The organism is Streptomyces sp. NPDC024632, assembly GCF_055559175.1.
Genome location: NZ_JBVHLD010000009.1, coordinates 241,008 through 258,266 on the forward strand (window position 1 = coordinate 241,008; position 17,259 = coordinate 258,266).

General features: G+C 67.8%; 8 protein-coding genes and 1 tRNA gene. 5 read left to right on the top strand and 4 right to left on the bottom strand.

Annotated elements, in window-relative coordinates:
• Nucleotides 1–209 precede the first annotated feature (209 nt).
• From ACZ37P_RS20715 to ACZ37P_RS20730, 4 genes are all read left to right on the top strand, one after another.
• Nucleotides 210–4,808: a DUF6531 domain-containing protein gene (locus ACZ37P_RS20715; protein WP_467347935.1), complete on the top strand. Its 4,599-nt coding sequence runs from the start codon at nucleotides 210–212 to the stop codon at nucleotides 4,806–4,808.
• 77 nt (nucleotides 4,809–4,885) lie between these two features.
• Nucleotides 4,886–5,293, top strand: coding sequence for a hypothetical protein (locus ACZ37P_RS20720; RefSeq protein ID WP_401717332.1), 408 nt, complete (start codon nucleotides 4,886–4,888; stop codon nucleotides 5,291–5,293).
• A 530-nt stretch (nucleotides 5,294–5,823) separates the two neighbouring features.
• Entirely contained in the window at nucleotides 5,824–10,470 is a 4,647-nt protein-coding gene (locus ACZ37P_RS20725; protein ID WP_467347937.1) for a ricin-type beta-trefoil lectin domain protein, read from the top strand.
• Nucleotides 10,471–10,562: 92 nt separating this feature from the next.
• Nucleotides 10,563–11,030: a hypothetical protein gene (locus ACZ37P_RS20730; protein WP_467347939.1), complete on the top strand. Its 468-nt coding sequence runs from the start codon at nucleotides 10,563–10,565 to the stop codon at nucleotides 11,028–11,030.
• A 91-nt stretch (nucleotides 11,031–11,121) separates the two neighbouring features.
• Here ACZ37P_RS20730 and ACZ37P_RS20735 read toward each other — a convergent pair.
• Nucleotides 11,122–11,192 (bottom strand) — tRNA-Gly (locus ACZ37P_RS20735).
• Nucleotides 11,193–11,598: 406 nt separating this feature from the next.
• On the opposite strand from ACZ37P_RS20735, the gene dcd reads away from it, so the two are divergent.
• On the top strand, nucleotides 11,599–12,174 hold the full coding sequence (gene dcd, locus ACZ37P_RS20740) for a dCTP deaminase (protein ID WP_355346279.1): 576 nt from the start codon (nucleotides 11,599–11,601) through the stop codon (nucleotides 12,172–12,174).
• 14 nt (nucleotides 12,175–12,188) lie between these two features.
• Here the strand turns inward: dcd and ACZ37P_RS20745 are convergent, their stop codons facing one another.
• From ACZ37P_RS20745 to ACZ37P_RS20755, 3 genes are all read right to left on the bottom strand, one after another.
• On the bottom strand, nucleotides 12,189–13,217 hold the full coding sequence (locus ACZ37P_RS20745) for a Yip1 family protein (RefSeq protein WP_467347941.1): 1,029 nt from the start codon (nucleotides 13,215–13,217) through the stop codon (nucleotides 12,189–12,191).
• Nucleotides 13,218–13,371: 154 nt separating this feature from the next.
• Nucleotides 13,372–15,642: a (Fe-S)-binding protein gene (locus ACZ37P_RS20750; protein WP_467347942.1), complete on the bottom strand. Its 2,271-nt coding sequence runs from the start codon at nucleotides 15,640–15,642 to the stop codon at nucleotides 13,372–13,374.
• Between the two features lie 280 nt (nucleotides 15,643–15,922).
• Nucleotides 15,923–17,161: a nucleotide sugar dehydrogenase gene (locus tag ACZ37P_RS20755; RefSeq protein ID WP_467347944.1), complete on the bottom strand. Its 1,239-nt coding sequence runs from the start codon at nucleotides 17,159–17,161 to the stop codon at nucleotides 15,923–15,925.
• Between the last annotated feature and the right edge of the window lie 98 nt (nucleotides 17,162–17,259).

The window sequence follows — 17,259 nt, forward strand, 5'->3', positions numbered from 1 at the left end:
ATGGCCCAGTTCCGTGCGAAGGGGATGTGTGGCGATCGCTGTTCGCGAGAACGGTTGAGATGTTGCGGGTCCGGTCCGCATGGGACCAGATCGTAGGCGGGTTGCTCACGTACCTCTGCTGTCACAGACATCGGGTGGAACAATGGCTGTTCGCCGAGGCTGACGATGGGGGTGCTGGCGGGGTGACGGGGCGTCCGACGGATTGGGATGTGCTGGATCTGGACCGGGATCCGGTGCCGGGTGATCCGTTCGAGGTGAAGGAACTCGCGCGGAAGCTGGGGGATTTCGCCGATGATGTCGCCTCGGCGCTGCGGTCGGTGCGGGGCCTGAGCGGTGACACCGTGGTGCAGGAGTGGGCGGGGCTGTCGGGGGACGCGTACCGGCAGCAGTTCGGGGATCTTCCCGGTGAGCTGGACAAGCTGGAGCGGTCCTACCGCCTCGCGTCGGGGGCTCTGGATGATTACTGGCCGAAGCTGGAGACCGCGCAGGGGGACGCGGACCGGGCGCTGGCGCAGGGGCGCACGGCGCGGCAGGAGCTGGACACCGCCAAGTCGCAGCTCACGAACGCTGATGCGTGGGTGAAGCGCGCCCAGGACAAGTCCAGGCAGTATCAGGAGGACCCGAAGCCGGACGTGCCGCCGCCGTCGGCGGAGGAGGTGCGTGCGGCGGCCCGTAATGCCACGGACGCTAACAGCGCCCACACCACCGCCTCCACCGCCGTCCACAATGCGCAGGCGAAGCTGGACGCGGCCAAGCAACTCGCGGCCGACGCGGCCCAGTTGCGGGACGACGCGGCCTCGACGGCGCAGCACGCGCTGCATGAGGCGTCGGATGCGGGGATCAGGAACAAGCACTGGTGGGAGAAGGCGGTCGACTGGGTCGCGGACCACTGGGACGACATCATCGCGGTCTGCAAGGTCATCGTCGCGGTCCTGGGCATCGTCGTCCTGATCATCGGCGGCCCCCTGGCCTGGCTGGTCCTGGCCGCCGCCGTCCTGGTCCTGGCCGACACCGTCATGAAATACCTCAAGGGCCAGGCCAGCCTCTGGGACGTCCTGTTCGCGGCGCTGGACTGCATCCCGATGTTCAAGGGCCTCACCACCGCCGGCGGCCTCCTCAAAATGGCCCGCGAACTCCCCGCCCTCCTCAAATCCGGCAAGGCCCTGGAGAACATCGCCAACAGCATCCGCAAAGGCGGCGCCGCCCTGCGGGACATGCGCGAGACCGCAGTCCGCATGTTCAGGCGCTTCAGGTGCGGCGATCCGATCGACATCGCGACCGGCGAAATGGTCATGTCCGCGGTGGACATGCAGTTGCCCGGAGTTCTTCCGCTGGTGCTGGAACGGCACCATGTGTCGTCCTATCGTGCGGGCCGGTGGTTCGGCACGTCGTGGGCTTCCGGCCTGGATCAGCGTCTCGTCCTGGACGATCAGGGAGCGCAGTACACATCCGAGGACGGAATGGTCCTCTATTACCCGATTCCGAACCCGGATTGGGACGTCTTCCCGGCCGAGGGGCCTCGCTGGCCTCTGCGTTGGGACGGTGTTCCGGGCGGGGAGATGCGCATCACGCGCCCGGGTCAGGGCCAGATCCTTGGCTTCCGGGCGCTGCCGGGCGGCCCCCCGGCGGAACTCGCGCTCACGTCCGTCGCGGACCGCAATGGGAACGTCATCGATGTCCTCCACACGGCGGAAGGCGTCCCCCACGAGATCCGGCACAGCGCTGGCTATCGCGTCGGTCTGACGACGCAGGACCGGCGAATAACCGAGCTCAGGCTGCTGAGCGACGCCGACCGGCCGGTTGTGCTCCGCTATGGATACGACGAGCGCGGCGACCTCACCGAGATCATCGACTCCTCCACTCTGCCGTTCCGCCTGAGCTACGACGACCATCATCGTGTCACCGGCTGGGAGGACCGCGGCGGCACGAGGTACCGGTACGAGTACGACACGGAAGGCCGCTGTGTCCGTACGGCCGGCTCGGAAAACGTGCTCGCCTACGACTACGCCTACGACACCGCGAACCGCACCACACGCGTCACCGATTCGCTCGGGCACACCACGACGTACGAGTTCAACGAGCTGGGCCAGCTCGTCCGTACGACCGATCCCCTCGGCAACGCCACCGTCCGGACATGGGACCGCCGGGACAATCTGCTGTCCCGCACCGACGCCCTGGGCCGCAGCACCGGCTACGCCCACGACGAGGCCGGCCGCCTGACCCGCTTCACCCGGCCCGACGGCGCCGTGACCACGGTCAGGTACAGCCCGCTGGGGCTGCCGGAGACGGTCACGCTGCCTGACGGCGCCGAGTGGCGCCACGAATACGACGAGCGCGGCAATCTGATCCGTACGGTCGACCCGCTGGGCGCTGTCACCGGACGCGACTACGACACGCGCGGTCGGCTCGTCCGGATCACCGACGCCCTGGGGGGCGTTCGCGAGATGACGCCGAACGGCGCGGGCCTGCCGACGGCCACCACCGACGTCGACGGCGCGGTGACGGGCTACAGCTACGACGCGTTCGGCCGGATCATCGGGATCGTCGACGCCCTCGGCGCGGAATCGACGCTCAACTGGACGCCGGAAGGCAAGCTTCGCGGCCGGACGCGTCCCGACGGGACGACGGAAGAGTGGATTCACGACGCCGACGGCAATCTCGTCCGGCACACCGATCCGCAGGGGACTGTGACGCGCTTCGACGTCGGGTCCTTCGACCGTCTGATGACGAAGACCCTCGCCGACGGCACGACCCTGCGGTTCGCCTACGACACCGAACTGCGGCTGACCTCGGTCACAAACGCCACCGGCCGGCAGTGGACCTACGACTACGATCCGCGCGGTGTACTCCGCGGCGAAACGGACTTCAACGGCCGGACGGTCCGGTACGTCCACGATGCCGCGGGCCAGCTCGTCGAGCGGATCAACGGCGCCGGTGAGGCTACGCGTTACGTCAGGGATGCCGCCGGACGCGCCGTCGAGTGGCACGACGGCGACAGCGTCACGTACATGGAGTACGACCCGATCGACCGGCTCACTCGTGCCGTCAACGCGGACACGGAACTGCTGCTCGAACACGACGCCCTTGGACGGGCGGTTCGGCAGACCGTCAACGGCCGCACGCTGACCAACACGTACGACCGGCTCGGCCGTCGGACCGAGCGCCGCACCCCGAGCGGCGCGGTGAGCACGTGGGAGTGGGACACGGGGATGCGTCCCACGGCCCTGCGCGCCTCCGGCCGGCACATAACGTTCGGATATGACGTGGGCGGCGTGGAGACCGAACGGGTCCTCGACGGCGGCCTGGTGAGGATCCGGCAGGAGTGGGACAGCAACCGTCGCCTCGCCTCCCTGACTGTGAGCCGCGGGGGCTCGTCGGACGGGCCGGGGACGCCGGCCGCCCGGCGTACGTACGCATACGGGGCGGACGACCACGTCATCCGCGTCACGGACGCGGCGGGCGGACGCGGATTCACCCTCGACGCGATGGGCCGGGTCACCGCGGTGTCCGCCGAGAGCTGGACCGAGCGATACGCGTACGACGCGCTGGGCAACGTCGTGGTCGGTCAGTGGGACACCGGGCGGCTCGGGGACAGCAGCCCGAACGGTGCCGCGGAAGCCTCCGCCGTGACCGGCGACCGTGTGTACGACGGCACGCTGATCAGGCGCGCGGGCCGGACCTCGTACGCGCACGACGCGCAGGGCCGGGTGATCCGCCGCGTGCGCAGGACGCTCTCGGGGACCACGACCGCCTGGCGGTTCCTCTGGAACGCCGAGGACCGGCTCGTCGAGGTGCGCACGCCCGACGGGATCCGCTGGAGGTATCTGTACGACCCCCTGGGGCGCCGTACGGCGAAGCTCGGGATCGGCGAGGACGGCACGGTCGTCAGCAGGACTGACTTCGTCTGGGACGGTATGCAGCTGGCCGAGCAGATCGTCTCCACCGCCTCCGGCTCCGGCTCCGGCTCTGGCGACGGCACGGTCGCCGTCACGACCTGGGACGCCCTGCCCGGCAGTCATCAACCGGTCTGCCAGACCGAGCGGGTTCTGACCGCCGACTCGCCGCAGAGCGACATCGACGCACGTTTCTACGCGATCGTCACCGATCTGGTCGGTTCACCGACCGAATTGGTCGACCCGGACGGCGATGTGGTCTGGCGGGCCCGCGGCACGCTCTACGGCGTCCGCCCGCCCGACGCCGCCGACGGTGTCCAGTGCCCGTTGCGCTTCCCCGGCCAGTACTTCGACGCGGAGACGGGTCTCCATTACAACGTCTTCCGCTACTACGACCCGGAAGTGGGCGGTTACTTCAGCCCGGATCCGCTCGGGCTCGATCCCGGACCCAACCATTACGCGTACGTGCCGAATCCCCTGTCATGGTGCGATCCCCTGGGGCTGAAATGCCTGGAGTTCTTCTCCGTCCAGGGACTCGACGACGCGGCGCGGCTGCGCGGCACGGGTGAGCCCTGGCCGCTGGAAATGCATCGCGCTCACTTCGGTCCGGGCGTCTACTCCTGGGGGTCGCGTGCCGAAGCGGAGAAGTACCTGGCGCTCAAACTCCGGAGGTCGGAGAACGCCGATCTCGAACTCATGCGGTTTACCATCCACGAGAAGGACTTCGCCAAGCTCAAGAAGGTCGACATCTCACAGATGACCGACGACGAGGCGCAGGCGTTCCTCGACCGCTACAGCCTGATGTCCGACACCGGGAAAACGGACCACGGGCTGGAGTACATCACCCGGCCGACCGGCATGGGCCCCGAGCACTTCTTCGACAAATCCGTCTTCGGCCACCTCACATTCGACTAGGGGCCGACCGCCTTGACGAGCTGCGACCAGCCGTGTGACCAGTCATGACCAGCACATCCGACAAGCCTGGAGTTCCGTTGAGTCCCAGCCCCTTCGTCTACCGCAAGATCCTCGGTCCCTGGGCGCTGTACGCCGAACTCTCCGCCGCCGTCTCGACGCCGCCGACGCCGCCCGACGGCGCACGCCGGGTCACCGATCACGTGTGGCTGCACGTCCTCGACGACGCGGCCACCGAAGAGGACGTGACCCAGCTTGAGTTCGGCCTCCGTCAGGTGGCCGCGCAAATCGAGGGCTCACACCAGAGCGACCTCGTCGTCATCGAGGTCAACACGCTCGACTACATGCCGACCGACTACCAGCCGGAGGCCGCCGCCGCGGCCGTCGCCGAATGGAGCGCCCGCGAATTCGGCTTTCCGCCCCCGGCCGTCGAAGTGACCTTCGACCGCGCCACCGGCTACACCCTCACCTGGCCGCCCCCCCACTGAAAACACCCTGCGGATCACTTCGGCGCCCCCGCCATGACGTCGCCTCCGGACTCGCTTCTGGGGCGCAATTGACGCAGTGGCCGACGACGGAGCGCGTCGCGGTCGAGCGCGCTCACGAGGCGTTGCTGGCATTCGGAGTGAGCGATGGTCGGCCCATGTGGGAGGTCACCGACCTCATCGAGGGAATCGCACATGCAATGGGCGGCCTGGAACAGCGGCTTGTTCATCAGGGCGCGCTACGCGGTCCGGGGTCGGACGTGGAATGAAGGACAACGAGAAAAAGCCCCGGGCGGTAAACCCGGGGCTTTGGTAATGGAGCGGATGACGGGAATCGAACCCGCGCTCTGAGCTTGGGAATCACAGGGGCGCGGCCGGCGAAGCTGCAGGTCGCGACCTATCGGCGGGCGGGCGGTTGCTTGTCGGGTGTGCGGAGCCTGACCGTGGTTGGCCGAGCCGTACCTGTGCGTCTGGCGCGATGTGGTGCGCGGCTCGACCAGAGCGGCACCTCGGCTGTCGGCCGGATCTCGGCCGTGCGTAGTTCCACCGGATACAACGGCAGTACCGAGAACTGGCAGACGGACATGGCGACGGTGTACGACGGCGCCGGCCGCGCCGTCGATGCGCTCGACATCACCGGCCAGGACACTCATACCGACTTCACACCGGCCTGGACCTCCGCAGGCGGAAACACCAACGCCGTCGGCATCACCACCTACAACGCGCAACGGTGGAAGGAGGTCTCCACACTCGATCCGCTGCGCGGTGTGCCGACCGAGGACATCGACGCCAACAACCGCGTCACGGACATCAGTTACGACGCACTTGGCCGACGCACTGCGGTCTGGCTACCAGGCCGTGACAAGGACGGCGGACAGAGCGCGGACATGACGTTCGCCTACTCGATCAACCCGGGCGCGGTGGCCGCCCCGGGGGGCACGATCACCTCTCCGGGTGCCCCGTCCACGGTGACCACGAAAACGCTGCGCGAGGACGGCACCTACGCAACGTCCATCGCGATCTACGACGGGATGCTCCAGTCCCGCCAGACGCAGAGCACCGCTGCCGGAGACAGCAACTCCGGCCGGATCATCTCCGACACCTTCTACGACTCCCACGGCTGGCCGACGGTGTCGTACGCCCCGTACTCCGAACCCACCGCGGTCCCCGGCACCACACTGTGGGCCGCCAACGAGAACGAAGTCCCTTCGGAGACCACCACCGAATACGACGGCGAAGGCCGCGCGGTCACCAGCACGCTGTGGCACCAGGCCGTCCAGCAGTGGCACACCGCCACCACCTATCGCGGTGCCGACGAGACCGACACCACCGCACCCGTGGGCGGCCGCACCACAGCCAGCTTCACCAACGCGCTGGGGCAGATCACCAGCAACGTGGTGAAGAACACCGGTGCGACCGTCACTCTCGCCGCCGGCCAGACCATCCCGTCCGGCACCTCGCTCACCTCCGACAGCGTACGGCTGACGATGCAGGCGGACGGAAACCTGGTCCTCAGCGCATTGGCCACCGGGACGACCATCTGGTCCAGCGGCACGAGCGGCAACCCCGGCGCCTTCGCTCAGTTCGGCACTGACGGAAACCTCGTCGTCCGCACCACGGCGGGCACGTCCAAGTGGACCACCGGTCTCACCGCCACCACTGGCGCAACCTTCCAGGTGCGCAACGACTCCACTGCGGCCGTCGTCTCCAGCGCAGGCGGCACGCTCTGGCACCAGGGAACCGCGGACGCCGTCCGGGCTGCCGACGCCACCACCCGCTACACCTACACCCCCGACGGCCAGGTCGAGTCCGTCAAGGACACCGCCGGCAACACCTGGTCCTACGGATACGACTTCCTTGGCCGCCCGACGACCCGGACCGACCCCAACGTCGGGCCGAGCAGTCTCGACAAATACGACATCGCCGGAAATCTGTTGCAAAGCACGGATTCCCGCGGCCAGGTCATGTCGTATAGCTACGACTGGGACAACCGCGTCACAGCCGAGTACAGCGGCGCCTGGTCGGCCACGCCCGACGCCACGAAGGAACAGGCGTCCTGGGTCTACGACACGCTGGCCAAGGGGTACCCGACCTCCGCTACCCGCTACCTCAACGGTGCCACGGGGACGACGAGCAAGGCGTACACCCAGGCTGTGACCGGCTACAACGCCGCCTATCAGCCGTCAGGTTCCACGGTGACCGTGCCCGCCGCGGACGGGTTTGCCGCCGCCGGGCAGAGCCAGCCTCCGGCGAGCGGCACTGTCACGTACAGCACCACCAACGCGTACACGCCGACCGTCGGTCTGCTGTCGACCGTTAAATACCAGGCAGACGGCAAGCTCCCGGCCGAGGACATCGACTTCGGATATACGCAGCAGGGAAACCTCGACGGCATCGGCGGGTTCATCAGCAGTTCCAACACGCCGTCCTACCTCGACACCGCGGTCCACGACCCGTTCGGGCGAGTGCTGCAGACCAACTATGGCCCCACCGGCAAGGAATTGGCGACCTTTGCCCAGTACGACGTCACCACCGGCCGCACCACACAGACATCAACGATGGTGCAGACCTCAGTCACCGCCCTTGATGTCGTCGACTACCGCTACGACCAGTCGGGTCAGCTCACCGCTGCCGACGACCTGCAGAACAACACCACGCACGACACCCAGTGCTTCACCTACGACTCGTTCCAGCGGCTGACCGCTGCTTGGACCGACACCGCGGGAATCACGAACCCGAGCAGCGCCCCGGTCGGCAGCGTCGGCCGCTGCAACACCGCTTCCGTGCAGACGAGTACCACCACACCCGTCAAGACGACGACCGTCGGCGGCCCGGCACCGTACTGGCAGAGCTACAGCTACGACCTGCTCGGCGACCGTACGGGCATGGTCGACCACGACTCCACCGGCAACGCAGCCGGCGACTCCACTCAAGCCACCTCCTACACCGGCGCCAACGGCACGACCAGCGTGGCATTGCCCGACCAGGCGGGCGCCACCACTACGACAAACCCGACCACCGGCACCGCGACCTCGACGCCCGCGTACACCGACCCGACGCACGGCGGTGTCAACGCGGGCGACACGACCAATCGCAAGGTGGCCTCGACCGGACCGCTGATCAGCGGATTCGCTCTGAGCGGCGGCGGCAGGAAATGCGTCGAGGACGCCGCGTCCTCCACCACGCCCGGCGCCAAGGTACAGATCAACACCTGCGGTACCGCCAACGCCCAGAAGTTGTCGGTCGGCACCGACGGCACCATCCGGGTGATGGGTCTGTGCCTGGACACCACCGGTAACGCCACCACGTCGGGCACAAAGATCGTCATCGACACCTGCTCTGCAGATGTCACCCAGAAGTGGAAGATCACCAGTGCCAACACGGTTGTCAGCGCAGCTGCCACCACGATGTGCCTCACCGACCCGGCGGCCAGTGCCACCAACGCCACCCAGCTGACGCTGGCGGCCTGCGGAAGCAGTGGACAGACCTGGACCAACGCCGCGGTCGGAGCCGTGTCCGCCGGCCAGACGCAGACCTTCACCTATGACGCCGAGGGTCGTACCGCGAGCGTAGCCACCGGTAACGGAGCACACACCAACACGAGCAAGTACCTCTACGACGCTGACGGCAGCCTGCTGGAGCAGACCGCGGCAGTCGACAGCACCGACACCACCCGGGTCCTCTACCTCTTCGGTGGCACCGAGCAGATCACCCTGAACGTCGCCAACAGCACACTGACCGGCCTGCGCAACATCACCGGACCCGACGGCACCACCGTCACCCGTTCCAGCACCGGCACGGTCACCTACCAGGTCGCCACCGTTCAGGGCACCGCCACCACCGCCGTCGACGCCACCACACTGGCGGTCACCCGCCGTTTCTACGACCCCTACGGCAATCCGCGCGGCGCCAAGCCGACGACCTGGGTGGCTCCGGACGAGAATCGCGGCTTCCTGGGACAACCCACGGACGCGGCCACCGGACTCGACCTGCTCGGCGCCCGCAACTACGACTCCGCTCAGGGCCGTTTCCTGACAGCGGACCCGCTCTTCCAGGCGGGCGACCCCAACCAGATGGGCGGCTACGCCTACGCCGCCGACAACCCGGCCAGTGGTTCCGACCCCACCGGATACGACGACTGGTACAACGACCCGTCGATGAACACGTGCGCCATCGATTGCGGCCCGCCCCCCGGCAATCCTGACGCGGGTAGCACCTCCACCTCCTCCACCACCTCCAGCGGGAGCACTTCGAGTACTGGCAAGAAGAGCGGTGGTGGCGGTTGCCACAGCTTCTGGAGCTGTGCGGGCCACGTCGTTGAGAAGGCCGCACCATACGTGGCCGTGGCCACGGTCGCAGTTGTCGCAGTGACGGCTGTCGGGGTTTGTACCGGGGAGTCTCTCGGTGTTGCTGGACCAGCTTGTGCTGAGGCCGGAACCGCAGCGGTCGTTTCCTCATGTGCCGCCCTCATGGGCGACTGCGGCCCCGGTGTGGGAGGCGACCCCACCAGCGAGGACTCCGGCGAGGATTCAGGCGCGGCCAAGTCCGCGGAGACCGACGGCGGCAAGGCCAAAACGCCCACGGCCGGCACGAAGGCCTTCGAGGACGCAGCTGGTGATGGCCACCCGGCCCCCGCCGACAACTGGGAAGCGGACCCCGCCCAGAACAGGGCCGTAGCCGAGCCGAGCGATCCGGCTACGGGCACTGAAAAGCCCAGCCCACGGGGAACCACCTCACGCGGACCGCGCGGCGCGAAGTCTCGTCCCGCGTACCTGCACAAGGAAGCAGCCCCCGCAGACTGGTCACCGGCCGAGCGAACCGACCGAGGTGATAATCTCGCCCGTTCCGCGGCCGTCGACAACCGCGTCTCGAAACTCGCCACTCGATCGTATGTCTCGGGTTATCACACCGAGACTGGCGAGATGGCAGTTGCCTCGTCCGGTCCGGATGTCTTGGGCTGCGAAGCCACCTACTGCGCAGAAGGGAATGTGGTCCGCGCACTGGGCGGGGACTGGACGAAGGTGCGTCTTGGCATCGCCTACACAACGAAGGCTGTGACAGGGTCGGATCCAAGAGAATATGAGCCGGCTGCGAAGAGCGTCTGCATAAAGTGTCAACTTGATTATCCACCCAGTGCCTTCGGTCCGGGTGTCGAGGGCGAGCCGGGTGGAGTATGGTGATGTGGCCTTGAGTAAATAGTAAAGTAAACAGGAAAGTAAGTCGGGTGCTCCAGTACGACTTGCTCCCATCCTAGTTCGAGGAGCTGAATTAATTGAGTCTTGCGCGAAGAGAACTAGGTCGGCAGGACTGGGATGCGGTGGAGTGTGGTTGCGGAGAATCGGCGGTACATCTGATCGCGCTGCTGGAATCCGCGATCGACGGGAACCCGGGTGTGCTGCGCGCTCTGGACGGGCATGTGTTCATCCAGTCGATCCTGATGCCCCCTGCGCCTGCGGTGTGCACGGTTGTCATGGCGATGTTCGCCGACGGGCTGCCGCCGGCCCAGGTGGAAGAAGCCACATGGGCTGTTCTCGGGTTTGCTGCCGGAGAGGAAGATGGCGATTCGATCGAGTCGGGCTACTATTGGCGCTGCTTTGAGACTATTCGCGATGGTCTTTTGTTGCTGTATCAGGAGTTTTTGAGGGAGCACAGTTACGAAACCAGTGGATATCTCGATGACATTCTTGAGATTATGGAATGGGACGCCTCGCGTCTAGCGCACTATCGAAGCCGGCCTTGAATATCTACCATCGGTCGTCCTTGACCGCGCGTTCCCAGAATCGGTCTTGAAAAAAAAAGCCCCAAGTCTTCGACCTGGGGCTTTATCAAAGAGCGGATGACGGGAATCGAACCCGCGCTCTGAGCTTGGGAAGCTCATGTTCTACCATTAAACTACATCCGCGTGAAGGCCCTGGTGGGGGTGGCTTCGTGGGGGAGTCTACCGCATGTGGGGGGTGGGGTGGGGCGTAGGTTGGGGGCGGAGTGGTGAGTGGGTGCGCGGTGGGTTGATCCCCTAATGTGTGGGTTTGTCGTCCACGCCGGTTGGTTGGGGAAGGGACTTGATGGAGCGCACCGTTGTTCGTTGTGCCGAGGGGCATGTGTTCAGTACGGCTTCGTTCCCGATGCAGCATTTGGGGGCCGAGCGGTTGGGGCCCGGGCGGTTGTTGAGGTGTCCCAAGTGCGCGCGGCTGAGGCACGCGGTGCCGGTGGCCGGGGGCGGGGAGAAGCGGTAGTCGGAGGCCGGTGAGGTGGCGGCTCCGGGCCGGAGGATTGGGTCGGGGCCGCTCCGGGCGCGTAACCTTCGGGGCGTGCTTCTCTCTGACAAGGACATTCGAGCCGAAATCGACAACGGACGCGTGCGCGTGGACCCGTTCGAGCCGTCGATGGTGCAGCCGTCGAGTATTGATGTGCGGCTGGACCGGTTCTTCCGGGTGTTCGAGAACCACCGGTATCCGCACATCGACCCGGCGGTGGAACAGCCGGATCTGACGCGGCTGGTGGAGCCGGAGGGTGACGAGCCGTTCATCCTGCATCCGGGGGAATTCGTGCTCGGGTCGACGTACGAGGTCATCTCGTTGCCCGACGACATGGCGTCGCGGCTGGAGGGGAAGTCGAGTCTGGGGCGGCTGGGGCTGCTGACGCACTCGACCGCGGGGTTCATCGACCCCGGTTTCTCCGGGCATGTGACGCTGGAGCTGTCGAATGTCGCGACGCTCCCGATCAAGCTCTGGCCCGGAATGAAGATCGGGCAGCTCTGCCTCTTCCGGCTGACCTCGCCCGCCGAATTCCCTTACGGATCGCAGCAGTACGGCTCCCGTTACCAGGGGCAGCGCGGGCCGACGCCTTCACGGTCCTTCATGAACTTCCACCGCACCAAGGTCTGAGACCCCGGGGCGGGTCAGATCAGCGGCAGCTTGAACAGGCAGAGCAGCGCGATCAGTTGGATCGACGCCGCCCCGAGCGCCTTCGGCCACGGCAGGTCGTGCGACTTGCTGACCATCGAGGTGAGCAGCGCCGCGCAGCCCAGCCAGGTGAGCCAGCCCAGGAGTTGGACGAAGCTGTTGGCGCCGCCGAGGAAGAGCGCGAAGAAGAGACGCGGGGCGTCGGTGAGCGTCGTGATCAGGAGCGAGAGCCCGATCGTCGGCGCCCAGGCGCCGTCGCCGCCGAACTGCCGCGCGAGGGTGTTGGTGACCGCGCCGAGCGTGACCGCGGAGATGACGACGGCGACGGCCGTGGTGAGCACCCACGGGATGCTGGTGGTGAGCGTCGCGTCCAGGACGTCGCTGCGGGCGGCGTCGAAGCCGAAGACGGCGAGCAGCCCGTAGAGGAAGGTCACGGTCAGGGCCGGGCCCCAGACCGTGTGGTCGCGCATCTGCCAGAAGGTACGGCCGGGGCGCAGCACGACGCCGCTCAGCAACTCCTTCCAGTGCAGCCGCGGACCGACCGGCGGCGCGGCGGACTGACCCGCGCGGTACGTCGCCACGTTGTCGCCCGAGTACGGGGGCTGGGCGTACGGGGGCTGTGCGTGCGAAGGCTGCGCGTACGGCTGCTGCCCGGCGTACGGATCGACGTACGGCTCCTGGCCCTGGCCCGCGAACCCGGCGCCCAGCGTGAACGCCTTCGTCTGGCCGGGCGACTCGTCGTACCCGCCGGGCTGCCCCGCCGAGGGCGCGTAGTACTCCGGCTCACCGGGAGGCGTTCCGTACGCGCCCTGCCCGTACCCCGCGCCCTGGCCTTGACCCGAGCCCTGCCCGTAACCGGCGCCCTGCCCGTACCCCGCGCCGTGTCCCTGACCCGAGCCCTGCCCGTAACCGGCACCCTGCCCCTGACCCGCGCCCTGCCCGTGACCCGCGCCGTATCCCGGCCCCTGGCCGGGACGGCCGCCCCGGCCACCGCCCTCACCGTGTCGATTCCTGAATCCAGCCACGTCATCGAACGTACCCGGTAAGCCGCCGCACCGCTCCTGTCGGCCGGTCCGCCGCCGCCCATTGCTGCCAACCTGTGACACGCGGCGGCGAACCCGTCGACGGACCCCCGGGCAAACCCCTAGGGGAACCCGTAAGGGCTGGTGAGGCCCCGGATCAGGCCGTCCCGGCCGGCGCTTCCTCGCTCAGCTCGGCCGCGTCCGCCGGCGCCTTCACCGACTGGAGGAGAAGCTGCGAGACGTCCACGACCTGGAGGGCCTCCTTCGCCTGGCCGTCGTTCTTCTTGCCGTTGACGGAGTCGGAGAGCATGACCAGGCAGAACGGGCACGCGGTGGAGATGATGTCCGGGTTGAGGGAAAGCGCCTCGTCGACGCGCTCGTTGTTGACGCGCTTGCCGATCCGCTCCTCCATCCACATCCGCGCGCCGCCCGCGCCGCAGCAGAAGCCGCGCTCCTTGTGGCGGTGCATCTCCTCGTTCCGCAGACCGGGCACGGACGCGATGATCTCGCGCGGCGGTGTGTAGACCTTGTTGTGCCGCCCGAGGTAGCAGGGGTCGTGGTACGTGATCAGGCCCTCGACCGGCGTGACCGGCACCAACTTGCCCTCGTCCACGAGGTGCTGGAGGAGCTGGGTGTGGTGGACGACCTCGTACTCGCCGCCGAGCTGCGGGTACTCGTTGGCGATGGTGTTGAAGCAGTGCGGGCAGGTGGCGACGATCTTCTTCGAGGCGCGCGGCTTGCGCGTGGAGGGGTCCACCGCGCCGTCCTCGTCGAGGGACTCGCCGAAGGCCATGTTGAGCATGGCCACGTTCTCCTGGCCGAGCTGCTGGAAGAGGAATTCGTTGCCCAGGCGGCGGGCGGAGTCACCGGTGCAGTTCTCGTCGCCGCCCATGATCGCGAACTTGACGCCCGCGATGTGCAGGAGCTCGGCGAAAGCCTTGGTGGTCTTCTTCGCGCGGTCCTCCAGGGAGCCCGCGCAGCCGACCCAGTACAGGTACTCGACCTCGGTCAGGTCCTCGACGTCCTCGCCGACGACCGGCACCTCGAAGTCGACTTCCTTGACCCAGGCCAGGCGCTGCTTCTTCGGCAGGCCCCACGGGTTGCCCTTCTTCTCCAGGTTCTTGAGCATCGTGCCCGCCTCGCTCGGGAACGACGACTCGATCATCACCTGGTAGCGGCGCATGTCGACGATGTGGTCGATGTGCTCGATGTCGACCGGGCACTGCTCGACGCAGGCGCCGCAGGTGGTGCAGGACCACAGCACGTCGGGGTCGATGACCCCGTTCTCCTCCGCCGTGCCGATCAGCGGGCGCTCGGCCTCGGCGAGCGCGGCGACGGGGACGCCCGCGAGCTGCTCGGGCGTACCGGTCTCCTCGCCCTCGGCGTTCTTGCCGCCGCCGGCCAGCAGATACGGCGCCTTGGCGTGCGCGTGGTCGCGCAGCGACATGATCAGCAGCTTGGGGGAGAGCGGCTTGCCGGTGTTCCAGGCGGGGCACTGCGACTGGCAGCGCCCGCACTCGGTGCAGGTGGAGAAGTCGAGGATGCCCTTCCAGGAGAAGTGCTCGATCTGGGAGACGCCGAACTGGTCGTCCTCGCCCGGGTCCTCGAAATCGATGGGCTTGCCCGCGGAGACCATCGGCTGGAGCGCGCCGAGCGCGACCGGACCGTCCGCGTTCCGCTTGAACCAGATGTTGGGGAAGGCCAGGAAGCGGTGCCAGGCCACGCTCATGTTGGTGTGCAGGCCGAGCACGATCGCCCAGATCATCGTGACGCCCAGCTTGACCATGGCGACGGCGTAGACGGTGTTCTGGAGGCTGCCGGTGCTCATCTTCCGGAAGGCGGCGACCAGCGGGTACGAGACGAAGTACGCGGCCTCGTAGTGGTCGACGCCGTGCAGGGCGCCCTCCAGGCCGCGCAGCGTCAGGATCGCCAGGCCGATGATCAGAACGACGTACTCCACGAAGTACGCCTGCCAGGCCGTCGAACCGGTGAAGCGGGACTTGCGGCCGGCGCGCGAGGGCAGATTCAGCAGCCGGATCACGATCAGGGTGAGGATGCCGAGGGTGGTGAGCGCCGCGATGAACTCGGTGTACACCTCGTACGGCAGCCAGGTGCCGATCCACGGCAGGATCCAGTCGGCCTTGAAGAGCTGGCCGTACGCGTTGACGATCGTCAGGCCGAGGGTGAGGAAGCCGACCGCCACGAACCAGTGCGCGACGCCGACGACGCCCCACTTGTTCATCCGGGTGTGGCCGACGAATTCCCTGGCCAGGGTCGTGGACCTGGCCACCCAGTCGTTCGTGCGGGAGCCCGCGGGCACGGGCTGGCCGAGCGTGACGAACCGGAAGATCTGCGCGACGGCGAGGCTGATCAGGGCGACGCCGACCGCGGTGAGGACCAGCGACACGATGATCGCGGCGAGTTGCATGTGGGCTCCTCGGGCCTGCGCGGCGGTTCAGTGGGAGGGGGCCGTGGGTTCAGGATCGGGCGGGAAGGCTTCGTGCTGGGCAAGGTCGTACGGGCAACGCTTGTACAGGGTCGTACGGGTCGTACGAGCAAGGTCCCGTACGAGTCGTACGAGCAAGGTCGTACTAAGCGGTAACTTAATCCGGTCTCCGCTGAGATTACCCGCGATCCGCGGGCGCATACAGCCGTGCAACTCGTGATCTGCGTCGCGGTGCGGCCTGTCGCGCCCTGCCGTGACCGGCTCAGAGCCGCTCCACGCTCTCACCCCGGCACCGGTTCCGCGTGTCGAAGACGTACGTCGCCGCCCGCGCGACCATCGTGTAGTCGAAGACGTCGTGGTCGGTCACGACGACCACCACGTCCGCCGCCGCGGCCTCCTCCTCGGTCAGCTCCACGCACAGCAGGTCGGCGGGCAGCCGGGCCGGGTCCGCGTACGGCTCGACCGCGCGCACCCGGGCGCCGAGCGCCGTCAGCCCGGCCGCGATGGCGAGCGCGGGCGATTCGCGAAGGTCGCCGCTGTCGCGTTTGTAAGCGAGACCCAGCAGAAGGACGCGGCTTCCCTCGACCGGCCGCTGCCTGGCGTCGAGACCGGCCGCGATCCTGTCCACCACCTGGGTGGGCATCAGCCCGTTGATCTCCTCGGCGAGCGCCGCGAAACGCAGCAGACCGCGGGGGACCGGCAGCCGGTGACCGCCGACGCCGGGGCCGGGGTGGAAGGGCAGGAAGCCGTACGGCTTGGTGGCCGCCGCGTCGATCGCCTCGCGGATGTCGGTGCCCATCGGCCCGGTGACGGTGGCCAGTTCGTTGACCAGGGCGATGTTCACCTGGCGGAAGGCGTCCTCGATGAGCTTGGTCAGCTCGGCGGTGCGCGGCGACGAAACCGGCACCGTATTGCGCACGATTCGGGAGTAGAAGCCGTCGACGGCGAGGAGCGATCGTACGTTCACACCGGAGACGACCTTGGGGGTGTTCTCCAGCCGCCACCGGGGGTTGCCGGGGTCGGTGCGCCCGGGGCTGTAACCCAGGTGGAAGGCGCTGCCCGCGGTCAGGCCGCTGATCTCCTCCAGGACCGGCCGCAGCAGCTCCTCGGTGGTGCCGGGCGCGGTCGTGGACTCCAGGACGACGGTGGCGCGCGGGCGCAGGTGCGGGGCCACGGCCCGGCCCGCGTCCACGATCGCGCCGCGGTCGGGGACGCCGTCGTGGACCGGTACGGGGACGGTGATCACGCAGACGTCGAAGTCGCGGGCGTCGGCGTAGTCCGTACTGGCCCGGTAACGGCCGGAGGCGAGGGCCTCGGCCAGCCGCTCCGCGGGGACGTCGCCGACGCGGGAGTCCCCGGCCGTCAGCCGTTTGACCAGCTGTTCGTCGATGTCGATCCCGATGACCGTGAAACCGGCCTCCGCCGCCCGCAGTGCCAGCGGCAGCCCGACATGGCCCTGGCCTACGACGACGACGTGCCGGCTGTCTTCGGTGGGTTCCATGACGCTTAAATTAGCCCTAATCGTGACAAGTATGGCAAAGGCGACATTAAGTTCATCGGATGTCGGGCCACCGCGCGAGCGGGCCATGACGGACGAGG

Coding starts and splice junctions, on each gene's coding strand:
- ACZ37P_RS20750 (WP_467347942.1), bottom strand. CDS start 15,642: ATGCAACTCGCCGCGATCATCGTGTCGCTGGTCCTCACCGCGGTCGGC.
- ACZ37P_RS20755 (WP_467347944.1), bottom strand. CDS start 17,161: ATGGAACCCACCGAAGACAGCCGGCACGTCGTCGTCGTAGGCCAGGGC.